Below are 23,869 nucleotides of genomic sequence, written 5' to 3'. Positions count from 1 at the left end.
AAAAACAATAAAAAATTATAAATTAATTAGTTAAGTGATATAAATAATAAACGAAATGTTTGCTTGTATGTTATTATTTGTGTATGAAAACGTCTGATATAATGTAATATAGGTTTAAACAAAATATGCTAAAATATAAGCAAAATATGTATAATTTTAAGTAATACACAGACATTTAGAGTTTTGATTTTAAAATGAGTTTTCAATTGGAAAATGCAACGAAATTTAAATAATTAAATATAGATATAGTTGAATGGAGGAAGTATTTTATGAAATACGCTGGTATTCTAGCTGGAGGTATAGGCTCAAGAATGGGTAACGTACCTTTACCTAAACAATTTTTAGATTTAGACAACAAACCGATTTTAATCCATACATTAGAAAAATTTATTTTAATTAATGATTTTGAAAAAATTATTATCGCGACGCCACAACAATGGATGACGCATACGAAAGATACACTTAGAAAATTCAAAATTTCTGATGAAAGAATTGAAGTCATTCAAGGTGGTAGCGATCGTAACGATACAATTATGAATATCGTTAAACATATTGAATCAACAAATGGTATTAACGATGACGATGTTATTGTGACACATGATGCAGTTAGACCATTTTTAACGCATCGTATTATTAAAGAAAATATTCAAGCTGCTTTAGAGTACGGTGCAGTAGATACAGTGATTGATGCTATAGATACGATTGTTACATCTAAAGATAATCAAACGATTGATGCAATTCCAGTGCGTAATGAAATGTACCAAGGTCAAACACCTCAATCGTTTAATATTAATTTATTAAAAGAAAGCTATGCACAGTTGAGTGATGAGCAAAAGAGTATTTTATCTGATGCTTGTAAGATTATTGTAGAAACAAACAAACCGGTTCGACTTGTAAAAGGTGAGTTATATAACATTAAAGTAACAACACCTTACGATTTAAAAGTAGCGAATGCTATTATTCGAGGTGGTATTGCCGATGATTAATCAAGTATATCAATTAGTTGCACCTAGACAATTTGAAGTTACGTATAACAACGTAGATATTTACAGTGACTATGTCATTGTACGTCCTTTATATATGTCAATTTGTGCTGCCGATCAAAGATATTATACTGGTAGCCGTGATGAGAATGTCTTATCTCAGAAATTGCCAATGTCTTTAATTCATGAAGGTGTTGGTGAGGTCGTATTTGACAGTAAAGGTGTGTTTAATAAAGGTACAAAAGTAGTTATGGTACCGAATACGCCGACAGAAAAAGACGATGTCATTGCTGAAAACTATTTAAAATCGAGCTACTTCAGATCAAGTGGACATGATGGGTTTATGCAAGATTTTGTGTTGCTAAATCATGATAGAGCTGTACCACTACCTGATGATATTGATTTAAGTATTATTTCATATACAGAGCTTGTAACAGTAAGTTTGCATGCTATTCGTCGTTTTGAAAAGAAATCTATTTCAAATAAAAATACATTTGGTATTTGGGGTGATGGTAACTTAGGTTACATTACAGCCATTTTATTACGTAAATTATATCCAGAGTCTAAAATATATGTCTTTGGTAAAACAGATTATAAATTGAGTCACTTCTCATTTGTTGATGATGTCTTCTTTATTAATAAAATACCTGAAGGCTTAACATTTGATCATGCATTTGAGTGTGTGGGTGGTCGCGGTAGTCAATCAGCCATAAATCAAATGATCGATTACATTTCACCAGAAGGAAGCATTGCACTGTTAGGTGTAAGTGAGTTCCCAGTAGAAGTTAATACACGTCTAGTATTGGAAAAAGGACTAACGTTGATTGGTAGTAGTCGAAGTGGTTCAAAAGATTTCCAAGATGTTGTAGACTTATACATTCAATACCCAGATATTGTAGATAAATTAGCGTTGTTAAAAGGTCAAGAATTTGAAATTGCAACAATTAATGATCTTACAGAAGCTTTTGAAGCAGACCTGTCTACATCTTGGGGTAAAACAGTATTAAAATGGATTATGTAAATAGAAAAGGATGAATTAACGTTGGTTAAAAGTAAGATATATATAGATAAAATCTATTGGGAACGTGTTCAGTTATTCGTTGAAGGACATAGTGAAAACCTAGATTTAGAAGATAGTAATTTTGTATTAAGAAATTTAACTGAGACACGTACAATGAAGGCGAATGATGTCAAAATAGATGGGAATCAATTCGTTTGTCGTTTCAATGTAGCTATCTTAGATAATGGTTATTACTTACCTGAAGATAAGTACTTATTAGTGAATGAGCAAGAACTTGATTATATTGCACAGTTAAACCCAGATGTGATTAATGATGCATATCAAAATCTAAAGCCAGAACAAGAAGAAGAATACAACGAATTAGAAACACAAAATGGTAAAATCAATTTCTTATTGCAGACTTACCTAAAAGAATTTAGAAAAGGCGGCATTTCGAAGAAAACGGTTTATACTGTTACACCTGAAATTTCTAGCGATGTTAATGAATTTGTCCTTGATGTTGTTGTAACGACTCCGGAAGTTAAAAGTATTTATATCGTTCGTAAATATAAAGAATTACGTAAGTATTTCCGCAAACAATCATTTAATACAAGACAATTTATTTTTAAAGCGATATTTAATACGACGAAATTTTTCCACTTGAAAAAAGGGAATACGGTGTTGTTCACATCAGACTCTAGACCAACGATGTCTGGAAACTTTGAATACATCTATAACGAAATGTTACGTCAAAATTTAGATAAAAAGTATGATATTCACACTGTTTTTAAAGCGAATATTACAGATAGACGTGGCATCATCGACAAGTTTAGATTGCCATATTTACTTGGGAAGGCAGACTACATCTTTGTTGATGACTTTCACCCATTGATTTATACAGTGCGTTTTAGACGTTCTCAAGAAGTTATTCAAGTATGGCATGCCGTTGGTGCCTTTAAAACAGTTGGCTTTAGTCGTACTGGTAAAAAGGGTGGACCATTTATTGATTCATTAAATCATCGTAGCTATACAAAAGCTTATGTATCATCTGAAACCGATATTCCATTCTACGCTGAAGCATTTGGTATTAAAGAGAAAAATGTAGTGCCTACAGGTGTTCCACGTACTGATGTACTATTTGATGAAGCTTATGCGACACAGATCAAACAAGAGATGGAAGATGAATTGCCAATTATTAAAGGTAAGAAAGTCATTCTTTTCGCACCAACATTTAGAGGTAGTGGTCATGGTACAGCACATTACCCATTTTTCAAAATTGATTTCGAACGTTTAGCAAGATATTGCGAAAAAAATAACGCGGTTGTATTATTTAAAATGCATCCATTTGTGAAAAATAGACTTAATATTGCAGACAAACATAAACAATATTTTGTTGACGTTTCTGACTTTAGAGAAGTTAATGATATACTGTTCATAACAGATTTATTAATTAGTGACTATTCATCTTTAATATATGAATATGCAGTATTTAAAAAGCCAATGATTTTCTATGCATTTGATTTAGAAGATTATATTACGACGCGTGATTTTTATGAACCATATGAATCATTTGTTCCAGGTAAAATTGTGCAATCATTTGACGCATTAATGGACGCCTTGGACAATGAAGATTATGAAGGAGAAAAAGTCATTCCATTCTTAGATAAACATTTTAAATATCAAGATGGCCGATCAAGTGAGCGTTTAGTCAGAAATTTATTTGGTAGCTAAGTTTATATAGTAGTCAAAGTGGGAGAGGTATAATGATGAAATTTTCAGTAATAGTTCCAACATACAATTCAGAAAAGTATATAACAGAATTACTTAATAGCCTTGCGAAACAAGATTTTCCGAAAACTGAATTTGAAGTGGTTGTAGTTGATGACTGTTCAACAGATCAAACGTTACAAATAGTTGAAAAGTATCGCAATAAATTGAACTTGAAAGTAAGTCAACTCGAAACAAATTCTGGTGGTCCAGGTAAACCTAGAAATGTGGCGTTAAAACAAGCAGAAGGTGAATTTGTATTATTTGTGGACTCCGATGACTATATAAACAAAGAGACTTTAAAGGATGCAGCAGCATTTATTGATGAACATCACTCAGATGTCTTATTGATTAAAATGAAAGGTGTTAATGGTCGTGGTGTACCACAATCTATGTTTAAAGAAACAGCACCTGAAGTTACTTTGTTAAATTCAAGAATTATCTATACTTTAAGCCCAACTAAAATCTATAGAACAGCATTACTAAAAGATAATGACATTTATTTTCCAGAAGAATTAAAGAGTGCAGAAGATCAATTATTTACAATGAAAGCATATTTGAATGCAAATCGAATCAGTGTGTTAAGTGATAAAGCGTATTATTATGCTACAAAGCGTGAAGGTGAACATATGAGTAGTGCGTATGTTTCACCTGAAGACTTTTACGAAGTCATGAGATTGATTGCTGTAGAAATATTAAATGCAGATTTAGAAGAAGCCCATAAAGATCAAATCTTAGCAGAATTTTTAAATCGTCATTTTAGTTTTTCTCGTACGAATGGCTTCTCACTTAAAGTTAAACTAGAAGATCAACCGCAATGGATTAATGCTCTAGGAGACTTTATACAAGCAGTTCCAGAACGTGTAGATGCATTGGTGATGAGTAAATTACGACCATTGTTGCACTACGCGAGAGCGAAAGATATAGACAACTATAGAACTGTAGAAGAAAGTTACCGTCAAGGTCAATACTACCGTTTTGATATTGTAGATGGTAAATTAAACATTCAATTCAATGAAGGCGAACCATACTTTGAAGGCATTGATATCGCTAAGCCAAAAGTGAAAATGACAGCATTTAAATTTGATAATCATAAAATTGTTACAGAGCTAACGTTAAATGAATTTATGATTGGCGAAGGACATTATGATGTCAGACTTAAATTACATTCACGAAACAAGAAGCACACAATGTATGTACCTTTAAGTGTCAATGCGAATAAACAATATCGTTTTAACATTATGTTAGAAGATATTAAAGCGTATTTACCTAAAGAAAAAATTTGGGATGTTTTCTTAGAAGTCCAAATAGGTACGGAAGTATTTGAAGTGCGTGTTGGTAATCAACGTAATAAATATGCATATACTGCAGAAACAAGTGCATTAATTCATTTGAATAATGATTTTTATAGATTAACACCGTATTTCACAAAAGACTTTAATAACATTTCGTTATACTTTACAGCTATTACATTAACGGATTCAATCTCAATGAAGTTAAAAGGTAAGAACAAAATCATTTTAACTGGTCTGGATCGTGGTTATGTATTTGAAGAAGGTATGGCTAGTGTCGTGCTAAAAGACGACATGATTATGGGGATGTTAAGCCAAACGTCAGAAAACGAAGTGGAAATCTTACTTAGTAAAGATATTAAGAAGCGAGACTTCAAAAATATTGTTAAGTTAAACACTGTACATATGACTTACTCGCTAAAATAAATAATAAATGCCCTCAAATCTATGTGAACTAACATGATTTGAGGGTTTTATTTTGCTATTTATGAAATGATTATGACATTTCCCTGATTTTCATTTTCATATACATTAAATTGTATACACTGAAAATGAGGAGGTCGTCTATAATGATAAATAAAAATGACATAGTAGCAGATATAGTAACAGATTATCCGAAAGCAGCAGATATTTTTAGAAGCGTAGGTATAGACTTTTGTTGCGGTGGACAAGTAAGTATAGAAGCAGCATCCTTAGAAAAGAAAAATGTAGATTTGAACGAATTATTACAGCGTCTCAATGACGTTGAACAAACGAATACACCAGGTTCGCTTAACCCTAAATTTTTAAATGTTTCGTCACTTATTCAATATATTCAAGCAGCATATCATGAACCTCTTAGAGAAGAATTTAAAAATTTAACACCTTATGTGACGAAATTATCGAAAGTACATGGACCTAACCATCCATATTTAGTCGAGTTAAAAGAAACATATGATACATTTAAAAATGGCATGTTAGATCATATGCAAAAAGAAGATAATGTTGATTTTCCAAAACTAATTAAATATGAACAAGGTGAAGTAGTAGACGATATTAATACAGTGATTGATGATTTAGTATCTGATCACATTGCAACGGGACAATTGTTAGTGAAAATGAGCGATTTAACATCTAGCTATGAACCACCGATAGAGGCATGTGGTACGTGGCGACTCGTTTATCAGAGATTAAAAGCACTTGAAGTTTTAACACATGAGCATGTTCATTTAGAGAATCATGTTTTATTTAAAAAAGTATCATAAATAACGCGATTAGAAACTGTTGGCAAAGTAATGTCAGCAGTTTTTCGCTATACTTAACAGAAATTTAGTGACATAAACAGCATTATTTGAAAAGAAAAATGGTCAACTTAGCATAAAAATTGATATGAAAATTTAATGGTATAGATAATTAAATAGTAGCGTGTTTTTTTAATAATTTATTCATGAATTTTACATGCACTATTATGATAAAATAAACATAATTATAATTCACTGAGGTGCTATCGTGCTATCGCTAACAATGTTATTACTTGAGCGTGTAGGTTTAATTATTATTTTGGCCTATGTGTTGATGAATATTCCATATTTTAAAAACTTAATGAATCGTCGACGTACATGGAAAGCACGTTGGCAATTATGTATTATTTTCAGTTTGTTTGCCTTAATGTCTAATTTAACTGGTATCGTCATCGATCATCAACATAGTTTGTCAGGAAGTGTGTACTTCCGTTTAGATGATGATGTATCTTTAGCTAACACACGTGTATTAACGATAGGTGTCGCAGGATTAGTTGGTGGACCTTTTGTAGGTCTATTTGTTGGCGTTATTTCAGGTATTTTCAGAGTGTATATGGGTGGGGCGGATGCACAAGTTTATCTTATCTCATCTATATTTATCGGTATAATTGCTGGTTATTTTGGCTTACAAGCTCAAAGACGCAAACGTTACCCGAGTATTGCGAAAAGTGCCATGATTGGAATTGTTATGGAAATGATTCAAATGTTGAGCATTTTAACATTTTCCCACGACAAAGCATATGCGGTTGACCTCATATCATTAATTGCACTACCAATGATTATTGTTAATAGCGTTGGTACGGCGATTTTTATGTCTATTATCATTTCAACATTAAAGCAAGAGGAGCAAATGAAGGCTGTTCAAACACATGATGTACTGCAATTGATGAACCAGACATTGCCGTATTTTAAAGAAGGATTGAATAGAGAATCGGCACAGCAAATTGCGATGATTATTAAAAATTTAATGAAAGTATCTGCCGTAGCAATTACAAGCAAAAATGAAATCTTATCGCATGTAGGTGCAGGTAGTGATCATCACATACCAACAAATGAAATATTAACAAGTCTGTCTAAAGATGTATTGAAATCAGGAAAGTTGAAAGAAGTGCATACTAAAGAAGAGATTGGTTGTAGTCATCCGAATTGCCCGCTTAGAGCAGCTATCGTGATACCACTTGAGATGCATGGTTCTATCGTCGGTACATTGAAGATGTATTTTACAAACCCTAATGATTTAACTTTTGTGGAACGTCAACTTGCAGAAGGATTGGCAAATATTTTTAGTAGCCAAATTGAACTTGGTGAAGCCGAAACGCAAAGTAAGTTATTGAAAGATGCTGAGATTAAGTCATTACAGGCACAAGTGAGTCCACATTTTTTCTTCAATTCAATTAACACGATTTCAGCTTTAGTTAGAATAAATAGCGAAAAGGCACGAGAGTTACTATTAGAATTGAGTTATTTTTTCAGAGCGAATTTACAAGGCTCTAAGCAACATACGATTACTTTAGATAAAGAGTTAAGTCAAGTGCGTGCATACTTATCACTCGAACAAGCACGTTATCCAGGAAGATTTAATATCAATATTAATGTTGAAGACAAATATCGCGATGTGCTTGTACCACCATTTTTAATTCAAATTTTAGTTGAAAATGCCATCAAACATGCGTTTACGAATCGAAAGCAAGGTAACGATATTGACGTGTCAGTGATTAAAGAAACTGCAACACATGTACGTATTATTGTACAAGATAATGGTCAGGGTATTTCTAAAGATAAAATGCATTTGTTGGGAGAAACATCTGTAGAATCAGAATCTGGAACTGGTAGTGCTTTAGAAAATTTAAACTTACGCCTAAAAGGATTATTTGGAAAATCCGCAGCATTACAATTTGAATCGACATCGAGCGGTACCACTTTTTGGTGTGTACTTCCTTATGAAAGACAAGAGGAGGAATAAATATGAAAGCATTAATCATAGATGATGAGCCATTAGCACGTAATGAATTAACATATTTATTAAATGAAATTGGTGGTTTTGAAGAAATTAATGAGGCAGAAAATGTAAAAGAAACATTGGAAGCACTACTGATCAATCAATATGACATTATATTTTTAGATGTCAATTTAATGGATGAAAATGGGATCGAATTAGGAGCTAAGATTCAAAAGATGAAAGAGCCACCTGCGATTATTTTTGCAACTGCACATGACCAATACGCAGTACAGGCATTTGAATTAAATGCGACAGACTATATTTTGAAACCGTTTGGTCAAAAACGTATTGAACAAGCAGTCAATAAAGTGCGTGCGACTAAAGCCAAAGATGATAATAACGCAAGTGCAATTGCGAATGATATGTCGGCGAATTTTGATCAAAGCTTACCTGTTGAAATTGACGATAAAATTCACATGTTAAAGCAACAAAATATTATTGGGATTGGCACACATAATGGTATTACAACCATACATACAACGAATCATAAATACGAAACAACAGAGCCATTGAATCGTTATGAAAAACGATTGAATCCCACTTATTTTATACGTATTCATCGTTCATATATTATTAACACGAAACACATTAAAGAAGTGCAACAATGGTTTAACTACACTTATATGGTAATATTGACAAATGGTGTCAAGATGCAAGTTGGACGTTCATTTATGAAAGATTTTAAAGCGTCGATAGGATTACTTTAACAGTAATCCTTTTTTTTATGCATTTTACCTATGATATTTTGTATTTCGGACTAAAAATCACGCAAATCGAAGTGAGCCATCTATACTTTAGTTAAATCAAACGTAGGAGGCAATGGTCGTGAAACAACAAAAAGACGCATCAAAACCAGCACACTTTTTTCACCAAGTCATTGTAATTGCTTTAGTACTCTTTGTATCGAAAATAATTGAATCATTTATGCCAATTCCTATGCCTGCATCAGTAATCGGTTTAGTATTATTATTTGTATTATTATGTACTGGTGCTGTTAAGTTAGGCGAAGTCGAAAAAGTAGGAACGACACTAACAAATAACATTGGCTTACTCTTCGTACCAGCCGGTATCTCAGTTGTTAACTCTTTAGGTGTCATTAGCCAAGCACCATTTTTAATCATTGGACTAATAATCGTCTCAACAATACTATTACTTATTTGTACTGGCTATGTCACACAAATTATTATGAAAGTTACTTCGAGATCTAAAGGTGACAAAGTCACAAAAAAGATCAAAATAGAGGAGGCACAAGCTCATGATTAACCACTTAGCACTAAACACACCTTACTTCGGAATACTGTTATCCGTTATACCATTTTTCTTAGCGACCATATTATTTGAAAAAACTAATCGTTTCTTCTTATTCGCACCGCTATTTGTCAGTATGGTATTTGGTGTGGCCTTCCTCTATTTAACAGGCATTCCGTATAAGACTTACAAAATAGGTGGAGACATTATTTACTTCTTCTTAGAACCGGCAACAATCTGTTTTGCGATTCCGTTATATAAAAAGCGTGAAGTGCTTGTTAAACATTGGCATCGTATCATCGGAGGTATTGGTATCGGTACAGTTGTAGCGTTATTAATTATTTTAACTTTTGCGAAGTTAGCACAATTTGCCAATGATGTTATTTTATCAATGTTACCTCAAGCAGCAACTACAGCGATTGCGTTACCAGTATCAGCTGGTATCGGTGGTATAAAAGAATTAACATCATTAGCAGTTATTTTAAATGGTGTCATTATTTATGCCCTAGGTAATAAATTCTTGAAGCTTTTCCGAATTACTAACCCTATTGCCCGAGGATTAGCACTTGGAACAAGTGGTCACACATTAGGTGTAGCACCAGCCAAAGAATTAGGACCTGTAGAAGAATCAATGGCAAGTATAGCTTTAGTGTTAGTTGGTGTAGTTGTTGTAGCAGTTGTGCCTGTCTTTGTAGCAATATTCTTCTAAAACGAAAAACCTAAGCAAGATAATAGCAATTTGAGCCATTGTTATTATCGTAAAAAAACGTCTATACTCCAGTTTATAACTGGGATATAGACGTTTTTATGTATGTATTACTTTTTACTAGGAATATAAAACTGTGCATGACGATAATGAAATACGATGTCAGACGAATCAAAGGGTTTGCCAGTCATTGTATAAAAAGTCTGGTGGTAACGTAAACATGGTTCACCTGTAGACAATTGTAGTAATGAAGCTTCACTTGAAGTGAGTTTATCTACATTAAAGAAAATATCTGAAAAACCAATACGAAGTTTCATGTTTGATTCTAAATAATCGAAGATAGAGCCCTTAGCAATATCATCATTTAAATATTTCACGATTTCTTTATGATAATAAGAATATTCGATACATAAAACATCATCGTCCACGAATCTTAATCGCTCTAAATAGTAGACGGTATCATCTGCATTTAATTGGAGTTCATCTTGTACAGATTTAGGTGGCGTTGCCATCTCCTTAAAAACAAGTACCTTACTTGTCATTCGATGTTCACCTAAACTTTTAGAGAAACCATTAGTCTTAAAGACGTTGATACGATTGGCATCTGCAATATTTCTCACATAAATACCACTGCCTTGTGCTTGATAGATCAAACCATCTTGTTCCAATAAGCCTAATGCTTTAATGATAGTACTCTTACTTACTTGATAACGTTCTTTTAATTGCGTCACGCTTGGCAATTTATCACCGGGTTTGAAATTAGATTGATGTATAAACGCATTAAGTTGCTTAGCAATATGTTCATACTTTAACAATATTCTGTCCTCATTTCACTTTGTCTGTAATTATTATAGCACAAAATATTATAATTGTATCGGCGTTTACAAATTGAACCGGTACAATTATAATTGGAGGTAAGTAAATACATTTTCATTCTACTATCAAGTTGAGGGGGTAATATTTATGAGCAATAAATATAAAGAACAAGCCCAAGACATTCTTACGGCTGTAGGTGGTGTCGAAAACATTGTTGATGCAACGTATGATACGAAGTGCATTACAATTCATATGCAACATACAATTCCTTCTACAGCAAATGAAGTGAAACAAATAGTTGATGTGACATCTGTAGCAGAAAATGATGCGCAGTTAGTCATAAAATTAAATGGAAATGTCGATGAAGTGTATCAGCAATTACAGCGATTAATTAAGAATGCTAATGTCGAAGAGAGTGAGAATACTGACAATATTAATAGCCAAGATACAAGTTATACACCTCAAGTAAAAGTAACAACACCAATTTTAGTGAAAGCACCAATCGCTGGTCGTCGTATTTTACTTAAAGAAGTAAGAGATTCAATTTTTAGAGAGAAAATGGTAGGCGAAGGCTTGGCAATCAAAGCTCATGAAGAATCCAAAGTAATCGCACCGTTCAATGGTTTAGTATCTATGATTGTACCAACTAAGCATGCAGTTGGTATTCAATCAGAAGACGGTGTGGACATAGTCATTCATATTGGCGTGAATACAGTTGACTTGGAAGGTAAAGGGTTCAAGTGCTTTGTAAAGCAAAATGATCATGTTGAAGCAGGGCAAACGTTGTTGCAATTCGACCAGCAGTATATACAACAACAAGGCTACAATGCTGACGTTATTGTCGTTATTAGCAACTCTGCCGATTTAGGAAAAGTAGAACTGACAATGAATGAAATCATTACGACTGAAGATGTTATTTTTAAAATATTTAAAAACTAGGAGTGTGTTGTAATAATGACAAAATTACCGCAAAATTTTATGTGGGGTGGCGCTCTTGCCGCAAATCAATTTGAAGGTGGATATGAAAAAGGTGGTAAAGGGTTAAGTGTAATTGATGTTATGACGAGTGGTGCACATGGCAAAGCACGTCAGATTACAGAATCTATAGACCTCAATCACTATTATCCAAATCATGAAGGTATTGATTTTTATCATCGTTATAAGGAAGATATTGCCTTGTTTAAAGAAATGGGATTGAAATGTTTACGTACGTCGATTGCGTGGACACGTATCTTTCCGAATGGGGATGAAGATGTGCCAAATGAAGAAGGACTTGCCTTTTATGATCGTATCTTTGATGAATTAATTGCACAAGGTATTGAACCTGTTGTGACGTTATCACATTTTGAGATGCCACTTCATTTAGCGAAACATTATGGTGGATTTAGAAATAGAGAAGTTGTCGATTATTTTGTGCATTTTGCGCGTGTTGTATTTGAAAGATATAAAGATAAAGTGACATATTGGATGACGTTTAATGAAATTAATAATCAGATGGACACATCAAATCCTATCTTTTTATGGACGAATTCTGGGGTAGCATTGACAGAAAATGATAATCCTGAAGAAGTCTTGTATCAAGTAGCACATCATGAACTTTTAGCCAGTGCTTTAGCAGTTCGTCTTGGTAAAGAGATTAATCCGAAGTTTAAGATTGGGACAATGATTTCACATGTACCCATTTATCCATATTCGTGTCATCCGAAAGATATGATGGAAGCACAAATTGCGAATCGCTTACGTTTCTTTTTCCCGGATGTTCAAGTAAGAGGTTATTATCCAAGCTATGCTAAAAAAATGCTAGCACGAAAAGGATATGATGTTGGATGGCAAGAAGGGGACGACAGTATTTTACAGCAGGGCACGGTTGATTATATTGGCTTTAGTTATTACATGTCTACGGCTGTAAAACATGATGTTGATACTACAGTTAAAAACAACATCGTCAACGGTGGTTTGAATCATTCTGTGGAGAATCCGCATATCGCAACGAGTGATTGGGGTTGGGCGATTGATCCAGATGGCTTAAGATATACATTGAATGTGTTATATGATCATTATCAGTTGCCACTTTTTATTGTGGAAAATGGTTTTGGTGCAGTTGATGAAGTGGTAGATGGACATATTCATGATGATTATCGCATTGAATATTTAAAAGCACATATTACAGCAGCGATAGAAGCAGTTGATCAAGATGGTGTAGATTTAATTGGTTATACACCATGGGGAATCATTGATATTGTTTCATTTACAACCGGTGAAATGAAGAAACGCTATGGTTTAATATATGTTGATAGAGATAATCATGGTCATGGCACGATGGAACGCTTGAAAAAAGATTCGTTCTATTGGTATCAACAAGTGATAGCATCAAATGGAGATAAATTATAAAGGTACATTGTAAGTATTTTAGGGTTAGAGCCCGAGACATAAATTAATATAGTAGGCCCTACAGTGTTATATTGGCGGGCCCCAACACAGAGAATTTCGAAAAGAAATTCTACAGACAATGCAAGTTGGCGGGGCCCCAACACAGAGAATTTCGAAAAGAAATTCTACAGGTAATGCAAGTTGGGGAAGGACATAAATAAATTTTGCGAAAATATCATTTTTGTCCTACTCCCTTTAACATTTCTGTTCCAATCCCGTGATGTTAAAATTTTAAGAAAAAAATAATGCCACTAACTAAGTATGTATAGTGTTAATGTTTGAGTGTTTATGAAAGTCTTTAACCAAAATTGATGACTTACTAATCAACGATAACGATATTGTTAAGTAGATGATTAGTGTCACAAAGAAATTAAAGTGACAGTCAAACATAGATACAAAGTACAGTTAGTGGCATTATATTTAGTGCTCTTTTTTAGCGACAAAAGTAATATAATTCATATCTTTACGCAGTCTAGTCATCGTTTTAAACATTTTACAAAACATTGGTCGATTTTCTTTTTTTAAAGCATTGTTGATAATCTTTATAGTTCCAACAATACCTTCGTCATAAATTAAACCTTTTGGTGTCATTAAACTCATTGGACCAGTATGATAATGCACATGATTAAAACCAGCTTGATTATATAAATTTAACCAGCCAAGTTTCGTCTGCGGTGAGACATTGACATTAATTGCTGCAGATAATGATTTAACTACATGTGTGGCATGTGATTCATTAACGATGACAATATCATGTGTTAACAAGATACCCCCAGGCTTTAAGACTCTGTAGTACTCGCGTAATGCTTTTTCCTTTATGGCGATGGGTAACATTGTTAACATCGCTTCATTTAAAACGATATCGAATTGATTGTCATCAAAGGGTAATTTAACAGCATTCGCTTGTTGAACTTGAATATATGATTCAAGACCTGCTGCTGAAATGTTTTCCTGTGCTTTTTCTAATGCTTTCTTATTTATATCAACGCCTTGAATGTGACAGCCATATGTATGAGCTAGATAAATAGATGTTGTGCACATATTACATGCCACTTCTAACACTTGTTTATCTTGTGAAAATGCCCCTTGTTGTATTAACCAATCTGTTGCTTCTTTACCACCGGGGCGTAGACGAGTTTTTCCTAATTTAGCTAAAAATGTATGACCAGCTTCTTTAGACATAGCATAACCTCCTTTTAATTGATAATTATTATCATTAATATAGCATATTTATATGCGATAATTTGGAAGTTAAAAAGATTACAAAAAATTGTCACTTCATTTATAACTAAACATGAGTCAACAAGCATAGGTTTAGTGGAAAATTATTTCTAATAGATGATGTTTTATAAAGATAAAAAAGCACAGCCATGATATACGAATGTTGCAAGTTATATGCTAAACCTTCATATCATAGCTGTGTTTGATTCATTTAAACTTGATTTACTTCTTCTAGTAGAGGAATAGATGCTTGCGCGCCGTGTTTTTGTACAGTGAGTGAGCTCGCTTTATTACCAAAATCAATAGCATCTGCTAAGTTATCTTGCGACTTGTTTAAGCGACTGACAAATGCACCAATAAATGTGTCGCCTGCAGCAGTTGTATCAATCGCATTTACTTTATAAGCTTCGATGTGTTGGCTTTGATTTTTAGTAGCAAAATATGTACCTTGCTTACCTAACGTAATCAAAACAGTCTTAATGCCTAAAGATAAAAAGTAATTAGCATTGTCTTTCATAGATTGTTCATTAGTTACTTTAATTCCGGATAACAATTCGGCTTCTGTTTCGTTTGGCACAATAATATCGATTAATGATAATAATTCATTAGGTAATGCTTTCGCTGGTGCAGGATTTAATACTGTCGTCACATCATGTGCCTTGGCAATTTCAAATGCAGATATAATAGCCGGGATGGGTACTTCTAATTGTGCAACGACAAAGTCTGCATTGATTATAGCGTCTTTTGCGTTAATAACATCTTCAGGTGTCATCGTCATATTCGCACCACCATAAACATAGATGGTGTTTTGTCCTTCTGCATTCACAGTGATAAAGGCTTGGCCTGTTTTTGCTTCAGTTGATTTGATAATATATGATGTATCAATATGAGCCGCTTTAAAATCTTCTAAGATGAAATCAGCAACGCCATCAGTGCCAATTTTAGTAATAAATGTTGTGTCTGCTTGCATACGTGCAGTGGCAATAGCCTGGTTGGCACCTTTACCTCCGCCGAATGCTTTTTGTGCTTCTTCAACATGTAATGTTTCGCCTGGTTGTGCATATCTTTCAACTGTTAAAAATTGATCGACATTCGTTGAACCTAAAATAACAACTTTGTTGGTCATGTGTATGCTCCTTTCAAGTTATAACTTTTAAAAAGTAACATTCGATTCTAATGCAATATTAGAGTAGGGCGTTGTTTCACCAGTACGAATATTACCTTTATTTAATGGGTGAGCTAAGTTACTTTTCATTTCTTCGTGAGGAATGAAAATGATTTCGATTTCCGATGAAATCAATTGTTTAATTTGTTGCAATTGTGTAGGGTTATGTTCTTTTATTTCTTCTGCTAAGTATATTTTTTGGATTTCCATTTCTTCTAACACTGTAGCTAAGACATCAATAAAGCGTGGTAAGTTTTTAGTTACAGCTAGGTCGATACGACGATGATCATTTGGAATTGGCATGCCAGCGTCATTAATCGTTAATAAATCAAAATGACCAATTGTCGCGATTGCTTTTGAAATATGTTCATTTAAAACAGCTGATTTTTTCATGACATCTACACTCCTTATTTTATAAATACTGTAACAGAAGCGGCTACTAAAATGAGTACTAAGCCGATGATTGTAATAACCATTTCTTTTGACGTTTTATGTTGTTTTAAGAAATAAATACCAGTTAATGTAGCAAGCACAACGGATGTTTGAGAAAGAATAAATCCAGTTGCTAAACCATTCATATTAGGTTGTGCTGAAATAAGATATGTTAAAGCACCAAATGCAAAGAAGAAACCTGAAATAATTTGTAACCACGTAATTTTATTACGGAATGGATTCTCTGCTTTCATATTCATAAAGCCATAAATGACTGCAACAATTACCATACCCATTGCTTGAGGTAAAAAGGCAGTTAGGCCATCAATAGAAGTTGCTTGCGGTGCAGCTGAATATAACCAGTATCCAAATTCACCAATTAACAGAAGTACCACTGCACGACGTAAATTTTTGGCGTTACTTGCTTCTTTGCGTTCACTCCAAACTGTCATACGCGCTCCAATTAGAATAACGACTAAAGCTGTAAATCCAATGATTTTATGACCAATGCCTGGCCAATTTCCTAATGCAAAGACACCCCATAAAGATGCGCCTAATAATTGGAATGCTGTTGTGACTGGCATGGCACGAGATGAGCCGACTAATTCGAACGCTTTAAATGTAATGATTTGTCCGAATCCCCATCCTGCACCTGATAATAAGGCGAATAGCAAATTGGTTCCAGTAGGGAAGCCACTTGATGTGACTACGGCTAATATAATAGCGAAGATTAACGTACCTACAGTAGCACCGATAATTTGATGTACAGGTTTACCACCAAACTTTGAAGCGACTGTTGGGAAGAAGCCCCAGCCAATTAAGGGGCCTAACCCGATAAGTAATGCAACAATGCTCATGTTATACACCTCACGATTTGTTTTTAGTAAAACGTTTTACCAGTGCCATCGTACCATTTTTATTTGTAAAATGCATGTGTTTTCATAAAAAATGAAAACGTTTAAATCATATTTAAAAATTCATACATTATTATTTTAATTTCTTAGTGAAATAATTATGATTAAAAACCCTCAGCATTAAAGCAACGCTAAGGGCATAACAATGATGAGTATATTTCGGAAGATACGTAGTTAGTTTGAAAGATGATAGCCAGTTGTTGCACGAATTTTTAAAGTCGTTGGTAATTCAATCATATCAATGGATTTATCTAAGTGCTGTAATCGTTGAAGTAATAAGGTTAAAGATGTTTTGCCAATATCAGTTATAGGTTGTGCCACAGTAGTTAAAGGTGGCGAGACGTACGCTGCATAATCAATGTCGTCATAACCTATTAATGAGATATCTTTCGGAATACTGATGCCATGTTCAATTAGTCCTCGTAAAATGCCAATAGCGAGTTCATCGTTAATAGCGAAGATTGCAGTGGCAGATTGAACCATGATGTCATCAACAATGGTTAGCCCACCGCGCTTAGATAATTCAGTATGGACGATTTGTGGTTCTGGCAATTGATTCGCGCGCAAAGTATCAACAAATCCAGCGACACGAGTCGACATATTCGCCATCATGTCATATGGTGCAACAATCATCATATTGTTGTGACCGAGTTCTATTAAATGTTGTGCTGCAAGTTGTCCACCTTGATATTCATTTGTCCGAACAAAATCTGTATAGCCTTGATGGTCATTTTGATCCAGTACGACATAAGGTACATGATGTTTCTTTAGATAGTTATTTAGGGCGTCCGGGGATGATATGTATTGTGCGATAATTAATCCGTCAATACCTCGATCAATTAAATGTTTAATATTGTCATACAAATCAGTTGCTGTAGATGTTAAAAAGCATAAATCAACATCAGATGGTTTATGGTCATGAATACTTTGCATCAGTGCTGAGAAAAACGGATTTGTTAAGCTAGGCAAAATGACGCCAATAGTTTGAATTTTACTGCCGCGCAATTGTTTTGCATGTTTATTAGGGGCATAGCCTAAACGTTCTGAAACAGCATGTACGTTTTTTATCGTTGTTGCGGAAAAACGACTATCATTATGATTTAAAATATGTGACACAGTTGTAACTGATACACCAGCTTCTCTAGCAACATCTTTAATTGACACTTTTTTCATATTATATTCCTTCTCTTTATTGTGTAATTAATCATACAGTTATATACCCGATTATTATATTCATCATATCATGATAAACATTTGATGACATATGAAGACGTGAATGACTTTTATTGTCTACAAACAGACGTCTGAAGTATACGATTAAGGTTGAGACGAGAGAATATATTATTAAGGTTAATACCTTTTAATGATTATGATAACAAGAATTTTAAAATGTTTATTGTGATTAAAAATACAAAAGTCATTATTTTAAAGAATAAAATATTTGTTTTTGAACAAAGTATTAAAAAACATAACGAAATGATGTATATTGAACTATGTGATTGAAAAAATTTTTAATTAAGGCTTGTTAAAACTTAAGAGAGGATGTTTTTAAATGCAATTCAAATTAAAAGAAGAAGAGATTATTAGTTTTTTAGAATTGAAATATCCAGAAAAAGAGTTCGAATATGGTCGTTTGTTAGTTGGACAACATAAACGTGATGATTTAGATGTTTATTACTTTGGTGATACGTTTTTAATGTGCACGATTATTTCATTCAAGACATTTGAAATTAAAGAAACAGTAGAATTATCATATGATGCTGTTAATCGTATTGTGTTAAAAGATGGATGGTTATTTAGAAAAATGAGAATAGAAACAATGCAAAAAGTGTTAAAATACGGTACATCTAAATTAATGTTAACTGATTTTCAAAAAGAGAATTATAATAAATATATTCAAGGTCAGAAACAACGCGTGATATTTGAAAATGGCCATTTTGTCTAATTGATAGTGAATATAATTAGAGTAAGAGGCTGGGACATAAATCCCTAAAAAACAGCAGTAAGATAATTTTCAATTAGAAAATATCTTACTGCTGTTCTCTATTTATACAATACTTCGTATTGAATGGCTTCGCTTTCCTAGGGTGCCGTCTCAGCCTCGGTCTTCGACTGGCACTGCTCCCTCAGGAGTCTCGCCATTAATACTACGTATTAACATGTAATTTTACTTTGAAATACTTTAAAAAATAAGACACTTTGCCCAACTTACACTACCAATAGAAACTTCTGTTAGAATCCCTCAAAATGATATTTCGCGATATGTTAATGAAATTGTTGAAACGATACCTGATAGCGAATTCGATGAATTCAGACATCATCGTGGCGCAACATCCTATCATCCAAAAATGATGTTAAAAATCATCTTATATGCATATACTCAATCTGTATTTTCTGGTCGTAGAATAGAGAAATTACTTCATGACAGTATTCGAATGATGTGGTTAGCTCAAGATCAAACACCTTCTTATAAAACTATTAATCGTTTTAGAGTGAATCCTAATACTGATGCGTTAATAGAATCTTTATTTATTCAGTTCGCTTATTTTTCTTGAATTTCTTGTATATCATTTTAACGTGATAAAGATATTTCGAAACATAATGCTTCTATTATATTTAAGATTTAACTGTTTTTGGAATGATCATGTATGCAGACAATGAGCCAAGGATCATCAATACAATGCTGACTATAAATGTTACGGTTGCAGCTACACTAGGCGTATAGTTTAGTTGTAACATACTGAAAACTGTAGTACTTATTGCTATACCAAAGGCGCCACCTAGTGTGCCACTCATTTTATATAATCCTGTAGCTAAACCAACTTTTTCATTTGGCATACTGAAAATTGCAATTGTAAGGCCGGGTGTTGCGACTAAACCATTTCCAATTGCGCAAATGACAAACCCAATAACAACAGCAATGATATATTGTGATGGTTGAAGTGATGTCATGCTAATAATAGTGATGCCGATGACAGGGAACAACGGACCAATGATGAGCATCAATTTGCCACCGAAACGTAATGTTGCTTTTTCACCTAAACGAATCATCGCAACTGCCACAATGGCATATGGCAATGTAACAAGTCCAGATTGCGCAGCTGATAAACCAAGGTGTGTTTGAGCAAATATGAAAAAGACCACTGTTACGCCTAGACCACTATTTAAAACAAAGTTATTTAAAAATGCACCAATGAACGGACGGTTGCGTAATACTGAGAAATCAATAAAAGGTACTTCATGTCGACGTTCGATGATGATGAATATTAATGTAGTGATGATAAAAATGCTCAGACAAATGAATGAAAATGTACTAAACCAACCTTGTTCGAATCCTTGTGTTAACAATAATGTAAAGCTACCAATCATAACAGCGAAAATCGACATACCTTTGTAATCGAATGGATGACGGTGGCTATGTTGACTTACTTTTTCAGGTGTGCCTTTTAGAAGCAATATGGCAATGAAAGCAATGACTATACTAATGATGAAATTCGTTTGCCATCCGAAATTTGTGGCAATTAAACCGCCGATAACACCAGCTAGGCCGATGCCACCAACAGTACTAATCATTAGATAACTAATCGCTCGTCTTAAATGATCTCCTTTAAATTGATTATTTAAAACGCCAACTGTTGAAGGTAACAAGATAGCTGCTGATAGACCTTGTAAAATTCTACCGATGATGAGCAGTGCAGTGATGTCCGATATAATTAATAGAAGAGATGCAAACATACTGATTATGAGACCCATGTATGTCATTCTCAGTTGTCCTATTTTATCAGCAATATCACCTGCAGCCACCATGAAGATACCTGTGGCGAAGGAAGTTAAACTAATAGATAAATTTAACACGGCAGGAGAGGTTTGATACGTTTGACCAACGAGAGGTCCTATATTAATAAATGATTGTGCAAACAACCAATATGTTAATGCAGACAACATAATCGCAATAATAATATTACTGCGTGGTGAAGATTGTGTGTTATTCACAGATGTCACTCCTTGTAAAAATTAAATATAGAAAGTCATGAGATGAAGTGAACGGATGTATAGATGATCGTTCACTCACACATAAGTCATGATTTCCTTACATATCATACCACAGTTATTGAGAATGAATATCAATTAATTGCTTGTATAATTGATTTTTTATAGTATGTTTAAGTGAAACAGCTTTATTTGAAAGTGATTAAAGTAAATGAAGGTACAGAGGAGTGAGAACAATGTGCACAGGATTCACAATACAAACTTTAAATAATCAAGTACTTCTTGGACGCACGATGGATTATGATTATCCATTAGATGGTTCGCCAGCAGTGACGCCTAGAAATTATCGTTGGACATCTCGCACTGGCACGACAGGCCAAACGCAATATGGCTTTATTGGCACAGGAACAGATATGGAAGGTTTTATTTATGGTGATGGTGTTAATGAACATGGCGTTGCCATTTCAACACAATATTTCCGAGGTTATAGTTCATATGGATCAACACACAAAGCGGACGCGATGAATATTACGCAAAATGAAATTGTGACATGGATTTTGGGATATACAACAAGCATTGAAGATATGAAACAACAAGCATCCCAAATACATGTTGTAGCTGTATATTTAAATGACATCGGTGAAGTTCCGCCATTGCATTATCATGTTTCCGATGCAACTGGACATTCAGTCGAAGTTTCATTTAAAGAGGGTGAAGTGGTTATAAAAGATAATCCTATTGGTGTCTTAACAAATCATCCAGACTTAGATTGGCATTATAGTAATTTAAGACAATATATCAATATTTCTCCTTATCCAGCAACAGCAAATTTATTGGAAGGTGTAACGATTGAACCTTTAGGCAATGAAGCAGGTACATTTGGATTGCCAGGTGGATTTACTTCAACTGAGCGCTTTGTGAGAATGGCATTTATGAAAGCAAACATTGCTCAAAACAATGATAAAGAAATGGATTTAATGAATGCATTTTATTTATTAGATGCGGTAAATATACCGATTGGAATTGTACGTCCGCATGATGCTGACAATCACTATACGATGTATCAGACCGTAATAAATTTAACTACAAGAACGTTATATATTAAGTATTATGGCAGCAATGAATTAGTAGCATTAAAGCTCACAGATGATTTAATTAATAGAAAAGATATGACGATTTTTAAGCCTGAGAAGCATATCATTATTAGAAAGTTGAATGACAATCAATAGCGATTGATAATGGAATTTGGTTGATATGATTTGATGGATGATTACTATCATACATTAGCGTTGAAGCGCGAACAAGGACGAATGATTAGTTGTTAGTTTTGAAAATTTATAAAAGGTTAAACGAATGCAGTGAGAGATGTCATTTTAATATCAATGTATGGCTATTTTGTAATGACAATGTAATGAGTTTAGTAAAACATTTCGGGAATATTAAATAGTTGGAAAATGAGAATTAAATCCTTTACTCAGTTGTCTAATTCTTTTAGTATGTGCAGTAAAGTTTAATTGAAAACTAACTTTAACTTTAATGGAGGATGTTTTATACATGAAAAAATTAACAGCAGCAGCGATTGCAACGATGGGCTTCGCTACATTTACAATGGCGCATCAAGCAGATGCAGCAGAAACGACAAACACCCAACAAGCACATACACAAATGTCAACACAATCACAAGACGTATCTTATGGTACTTATTATACAATTGATTCTAATGGGGATTATCATCACACACCTGATGGTAACTGGAATCAAGCAATGTTTGATAATAAAGAATATAGCTATACATTCGTAGATGCTCAAGGACATACTCATTATTTTTATAACTGTTATCCAAAAAATGCAAATGCCAATGGAAGCGGCCAAACATATGTGAATCCAGCAACAGCAGGAGATAACAATGACTACACAGCGAGTCAAAGCCAACAGCATATTAATCAATATGGCTATCAATCAAATGTAGGTCCAGACGCGAGCTATTATTCACATAGTAACAACAACCAAGCGTATAACAGCCATGATGGTAATGGAAAGGTCAATTCCCCTAATGGCACGTCTAATCAAAATGGCGGATCAGCAAGTAAAGCGACAGCTAGTGGTCATGCGAAAGACGCAAGCTGGTTAACAAGTCGTAAACAACTACAACCATATGGACAATATCACGGTGGTGGTGCGCATTACGGTGTCGACTATGCAATGCCTGAAAATTCACCAGTTTACTCATTAACTGATGGTACAGTAGTACAAGCAGGTTGGAGTAACTATGGTGGGGGTAATCAAGTAACGATTAAAGAAGCGAACAGTAATAACTACCAATGGTATATGCATAATAATCGTTTAACTGTTTCAGCTGGTGAAAAAGTCAAAGCTGGTGACCAAATTGCATATTCAGGTAGTACGGGTAATTCAACAGCACCTCACGTACACTTCCAACGTATGTCTGGTGGCATTGGTAATCAATATGCAGTAGACCCAACGTCATACTTGCAAAGTAGATAATACAGTAAATCCCAAGTTACGATATCATACGCAACTTGGGATTTTTTCGTTTTAATAATAGGTATAAGCCCATTGCTTGTCCTCTAAAACATTTTGATAAAAAGGATCTTGGCCAATTAAC

23 protein-coding genes and 2 pseudogenes are annotated in these 23,869 nt (G+C 33.9%); 17 read left to right on the top strand and 8 right to left on the bottom strand.

The window, feature by feature from the left end; genetic code table 11:
- Positions 1 to 269: 269 nt before the first annotated feature.
- From IDG63_RS07125 to lrgB, 9 genes are all read left to right on the top strand, one after another.
- Positions 270 to 986, top strand: coding sequence for a D-ribitol-5-phosphate cytidylyltransferase (locus IDG63_RS07125; RefSeq protein ID WP_000872486.1), 717 nt, complete (start codon positions 270 to 272; stop codon positions 984 to 986).
- Positions 979 to 2,004: a ribitol-5-phosphate dehydrogenase gene (locus IDG63_RS07120; RefSeq protein WP_000610203.1), complete on the top strand. Its 1,026-nt coding sequence runs from the start codon at positions 979 to 981 to the stop codon at positions 2,002 to 2,004. Before IDG63_RS07125 ends, IDG63_RS07120 begins: the two co-directional genes overlap by 8 nt.
- 21 nt (positions 2,005 to 2,025) lie before the next feature.
- Positions 2,026 to 3,714, top strand: coding sequence for a teichoic acid ribitol-phosphate polymerase TarL (gene tarL / locus IDG63_RS07115; protein ID WP_000240920.1), 1,689 nt, complete (start codon positions 2,026 to 2,028; stop codon positions 3,712 to 3,714).
- A 32-nt stretch (positions 3,715 to 3,746) separates the two neighbouring features.
- Positions 3,747 to 5,468, top strand: coding sequence for a poly(ribitol-phosphate) beta-N-acetylglucosaminyltransferase (tarS, locus tag IDG63_RS07110; protein ID WP_000975346.1), 1,722 nt, complete (start codon positions 3,747 to 3,749; stop codon positions 5,466 to 5,468).
- A 143-nt stretch (positions 5,469 to 5,611) separates the two neighbouring features.
- A complete protein-coding gene (gene scdA / locus IDG63_RS07105) occupies positions 5,612 to 6,286 on the top strand; it encodes an iron-sulfur cluster repair di-iron protein ScdA (protein WP_000608819.1) in 675 nt (224 codons plus the stop codon).
- A 244-nt stretch (positions 6,287 to 6,530) separates the two neighbouring features.
- Positions 6,531 to 8,285: a sensor histidine kinase gene (locus IDG63_RS07100; protein WP_000950281.1), complete on the top strand. Its 1,755-nt coding sequence runs from the start codon at positions 6,531 to 6,533 to the stop codon at positions 8,283 to 8,285.
- 2 nt (positions 8,286 to 8,287) lie between these two features.
- Positions 8,288 to 9,028: a response regulator transcription factor LytR gene (locus IDG63_RS07095; RefSeq protein ID WP_000645452.1), complete on the top strand. Its 741-nt coding sequence runs from the start codon at positions 8,288 to 8,290 to the stop codon at positions 9,026 to 9,028.
- A 112-nt stretch (positions 9,029 to 9,140) separates the two neighbouring features.
- Positions 9,141 to 9,584, top strand: a complete 444-nt coding sequence (gene lrgA / locus IDG63_RS07090) for an antiholin-like murein hydrolase modulator LrgA (RefSeq protein ID WP_001792906.1) — start codon at positions 9,141 to 9,143, stop codon at positions 9,582 to 9,584.
- On the top strand, positions 9,577 to 10,278 hold the full coding sequence (gene lrgB, locus IDG63_RS07085; RefSeq protein WP_000607067.1) for an antiholin-like protein LrgB: 702 nt from the start codon (positions 9,577 to 9,579) through the stop codon (positions 10,276 to 10,278). The genes lrgA and lrgB overlap by 8 nt, the downstream gene beginning before the upstream one ends.
- A gap of 107 nt (positions 10,279 to 10,385) precedes the next feature.
- Here the strand turns inward: lrgB and IDG63_RS07080 are convergent, their stop codons facing one another.
- Positions 10,386 to 11,090 carry a GntR family transcriptional regulator gene (locus IDG63_RS07080; RefSeq protein ID WP_000922332.1) on the bottom strand — a complete coding sequence of 235 codons (705 nt, stop codon included), beginning with the start codon at positions 11,088 to 11,090 and terminating at the stop codon, positions 10,386 to 10,388.
- A gap of 148 nt (positions 11,091 to 11,238) precedes the next feature.
- On the opposite strand from IDG63_RS07080, the gene IDG63_RS07075 reads away from it, so the two are divergent.
- Positions 11,239 to 12,030: a PTS sugar transporter subunit IIAB gene (locus IDG63_RS07075; RefSeq protein WP_000066933.1), complete on the top strand. Its 792-nt coding sequence runs from the start codon at positions 11,239 to 11,241 to the stop codon at positions 12,028 to 12,030.
- Positions 12,031 to 12,045: 15 nt separating this feature from the next.
- Positions 12,046 to 13,482, top strand: coding sequence for a 6-phospho-beta-glucosidase (locus IDG63_RS07070; protein ID WP_086095887.1), 1,437 nt, complete (start codon positions 12,046 to 12,048; stop codon positions 13,480 to 13,482).
- Positions 13,483 to 13,941: 459 nt separating this feature from the next.
- Here the strand turns inward: IDG63_RS07070 and IDG63_RS07065 are convergent, their stop codons facing one another.
- On the bottom strand, positions 13,942 to 14,703 hold the full coding sequence (locus IDG63_RS07065; protein WP_000031273.1) for a class I SAM-dependent methyltransferase: 762 nt from the start codon (positions 14,701 to 14,703) through the stop codon (positions 13,942 to 13,944).
- A gap of 18 nt (positions 14,704 to 14,721) precedes the next feature.
- Between IDG63_RS07065 and IDG63_RS07060 the strand changes: the two genes are divergently transcribed.
- On the top strand, positions 14,722 to 14,856 hold the full coding sequence (locus IDG63_RS07060; RefSeq protein WP_001789860.1) for a hypothetical protein: 135 nt from the start codon (positions 14,722 to 14,724) through the stop codon (positions 14,854 to 14,856).
- A 97-nt stretch (positions 14,857 to 14,953) separates the two neighbouring features.
- On the opposite strand, the gene rbsK is transcribed toward IDG63_RS07060, so the two are convergent.
- The 4 genes from rbsK to rbsR all read right to left on the bottom strand — a co-directional run bounded on the left by rbsK (position 14,954) and on the right by rbsR (position 18,426).
- Positions 14,954 to 15,868 (bottom strand): ribokinase, encoded by a 915-nt coding sequence (gene rbsK, locus IDG63_RS07055; protein WP_000182737.1) that lies wholly within the window; start codon positions 15,866 to 15,868, stop codon positions 14,954 to 14,956.
- A gap of 27 nt (positions 15,869 to 15,895) precedes the next feature.
- Positions 15,896 to 16,300, bottom strand: a complete 405-nt coding sequence (gene rbsD / locus IDG63_RS07050; RefSeq protein WP_000747873.1) for a D-ribose pyranase — start codon at positions 16,298 to 16,300, stop codon at positions 15,896 to 15,898.
- 14 nt (positions 16,301 to 16,314) lie between these two features.
- Positions 16,315 to 17,196, bottom strand: coding sequence for a ribose/proton symporter RbsU (gene rbsU / locus IDG63_RS07045; RefSeq protein ID WP_000029204.1), 882 nt, complete (start codon positions 17,194 to 17,196; stop codon positions 16,315 to 16,317).
- A 231-nt stretch (positions 17,197 to 17,427) separates the two neighbouring features.
- Positions 17,428 to 18,426, bottom strand: a complete 999-nt coding sequence (gene rbsR, locus IDG63_RS07040; RefSeq protein WP_000757884.1) for a ribose utilization transcriptional repressor RbsR — start codon at positions 18,424 to 18,426, stop codon at positions 17,428 to 17,430.
- A gap of 150 nt (positions 18,427 to 18,576) precedes the next feature.
- Between rbsR and IDG63_RS07035 the strand changes: the two genes are divergently transcribed.
- From IDG63_RS07035 to IDG63_RS07025, 3 genes and pseudogenes are all read left to right on the top strand, one after another.
- A complete protein-coding gene (locus IDG63_RS07035; RefSeq protein WP_001791651.1) occupies positions 18,577 to 18,756 on the top strand; it encodes an NADH dehydrogenase in 180 nt (59 codons plus the stop codon).
- Between the two features lie 49 nt (positions 18,757 to 18,805).
- Positions 18,806 to 19,198: a hypothetical protein gene (locus tag IDG63_RS07030; protein ID WP_001159765.1), complete on the top strand. Its 393-nt coding sequence runs from the start codon at positions 18,806 to 18,808 to the stop codon at positions 19,196 to 19,198.
- A gap of 244 nt (positions 19,199 to 19,442) precedes the next feature.
- Positions 19,443 to 19,793 (top strand): annotated as a pseudogene (locus tag IDG63_RS07025) (IS1182 family transposase); the annotation flags it as partial.
- A gap of 76 nt (positions 19,794 to 19,869) precedes the next feature.
- On the opposite strand, the gene IDG63_RS07020 reads toward IDG63_RS07025, so the two are convergent.
- A complete protein-coding gene (locus IDG63_RS07020) occupies positions 19,870 to 21,246 on the bottom strand; it encodes an MFS transporter (protein WP_001066538.1) in 1,377 nt (458 codons plus the stop codon).
- A gap of 233 nt (positions 21,247 to 21,479) precedes the next feature.
- On the opposite strand from IDG63_RS07020, the gene IDG63_RS07015 reads away from it, so the two are divergent.
- Both IDG63_RS07015 and lytM read left to right on the top strand, forming a co-directional pair.
- Positions 21,480 to 22,472: a choloylglycine hydrolase family protein gene (locus tag IDG63_RS07015; RefSeq protein WP_000337370.1), complete on the top strand. Its 993-nt coding sequence runs from the start codon at positions 21,480 to 21,482 to the stop codon at positions 22,470 to 22,472.
- 325 nt (positions 22,473 to 22,797) lie between these two features.
- Entirely contained in the window at positions 22,798 to 23,748 is a 951-nt protein-coding gene (gene lytM, locus IDG63_RS07010) for a glycine-glycine endopeptidase LytM (protein ID WP_086095886.1), read from the top strand.
- Between the two features lie 51 nt (positions 23,749 to 23,799).
- Here the strand turns inward: lytM and IDG63_RS07005 are convergent.
- Positions 23,800 to 23,869 (bottom strand): annotated as a pseudogene (locus IDG63_RS07005) (ABC transporter ATP-binding protein); the annotation flags it as partial.

This window comes from Staphylococcus sp. EG-SA-14 (assembly GCF_017151935.1).
GTDB classification, from domain to species: Bacteria; Bacillota; Bacilli; order Staphylococcales; family Staphylococcaceae; genus Staphylococcus; species Staphylococcus aureus.
Note: the sequence above shows the minus strand (reverse complement) of the source record. Positions and strands in the feature narration are given on the sequence as shown.

Coding starts and splice junctions, on each gene's coding strand:
- IDG63_RS07125 (WP_000872486.1), top strand. CDS start 270: ATGAAATACGCTGGTATTCTAGCTGGAGGTATAGGCTCAAGAATGGGT.
- IDG63_RS07120 (WP_000610203.1), top strand. CDS start 979: ATGATTAATCAAGTATATCAATTAGTTGCACCTAGACAATTTGAAGTT.
- tarS (WP_000975346.1), top strand. CDS start 3,747: ATGATGAAATTTTCAGTAATAGTTCCAACATACAATTCAGAAAAGTAT.
- scdA (WP_000608819.1), top strand. CDS start 5,612: ATGATAAATAAAAATGACATAGTAGCAGATATAGTAACAGATTATCCG.
- IDG63_RS07095 (WP_000645452.1), top strand. CDS start 8,288: ATGAAAGCATTAATCATAGATGATGAGCCATTAGCACGTAATGAATTA.
- lrgA (WP_001792906.1), top strand. CDS start 9,141: ATGGTCGTGAAACAACAAAAAGACGCATCAAAACCAGCACACTTTTTT.
- lrgB (WP_000607067.1), top strand. CDS start 9,577: ATGATTAACCACTTAGCACTAAACACACCTTACTTCGGAATACTGTTA.
- IDG63_RS07075 (WP_000066933.1), top strand. CDS start 11,239: ATGAGCAATAAATATAAAGAACAAGCCCAAGACATTCTTACGGCTGTA.
- IDG63_RS07070 (WP_086095887.1), top strand. CDS start 12,046: ATGACAAAATTACCGCAAAATTTTATGTGGGGTGGCGCTCTTGCCGCA.
- IDG63_RS07065 (WP_000031273.1), bottom strand. CDS start 14,703: ATGTCTAAAGAAGCTGGTCATACATTTTTAGCTAAATTAGGAAAAACT.
- rbsK (WP_000182737.1), bottom strand. CDS start 15,868: ATGACCAACAAAGTTGTTATTTTAGGTTCAACGAATGTCGATCAATTT.
- rbsD (WP_000747873.1), bottom strand. CDS start 16,300: ATGAAAAAATCAGCTGTTTTAAATGAACATATTTCAAAAGCAATCGCG.
- rbsU (WP_000029204.1), bottom strand. CDS start 17,196: ATGAGCATTGTTGCATTACTTATCGGGTTAGGCCCCTTAATTGGCTGG.
- rbsR (WP_000757884.1), bottom strand. CDS start 18,426: ATGAAAAAAGTGTCAATTAAAGATGTTGCTAGAGAAGCTGGTGTATCA.
- IDG63_RS07030 (WP_001159765.1), top strand. CDS start 18,806: ATGCAATTCAAATTAAAAGAAGAAGAGATTATTAGTTTTTTAGAATTG.
- IDG63_RS07015 (WP_000337370.1), top strand. CDS start 21,480: ATGTGCACAGGATTCACAATACAAACTTTAAATAATCAAGTACTTCTT.
- lytM (WP_086095886.1), top strand. CDS start 22,798: ATGAAAAAATTAACAGCAGCAGCGATTGCAACGATGGGCTTCGCTACA.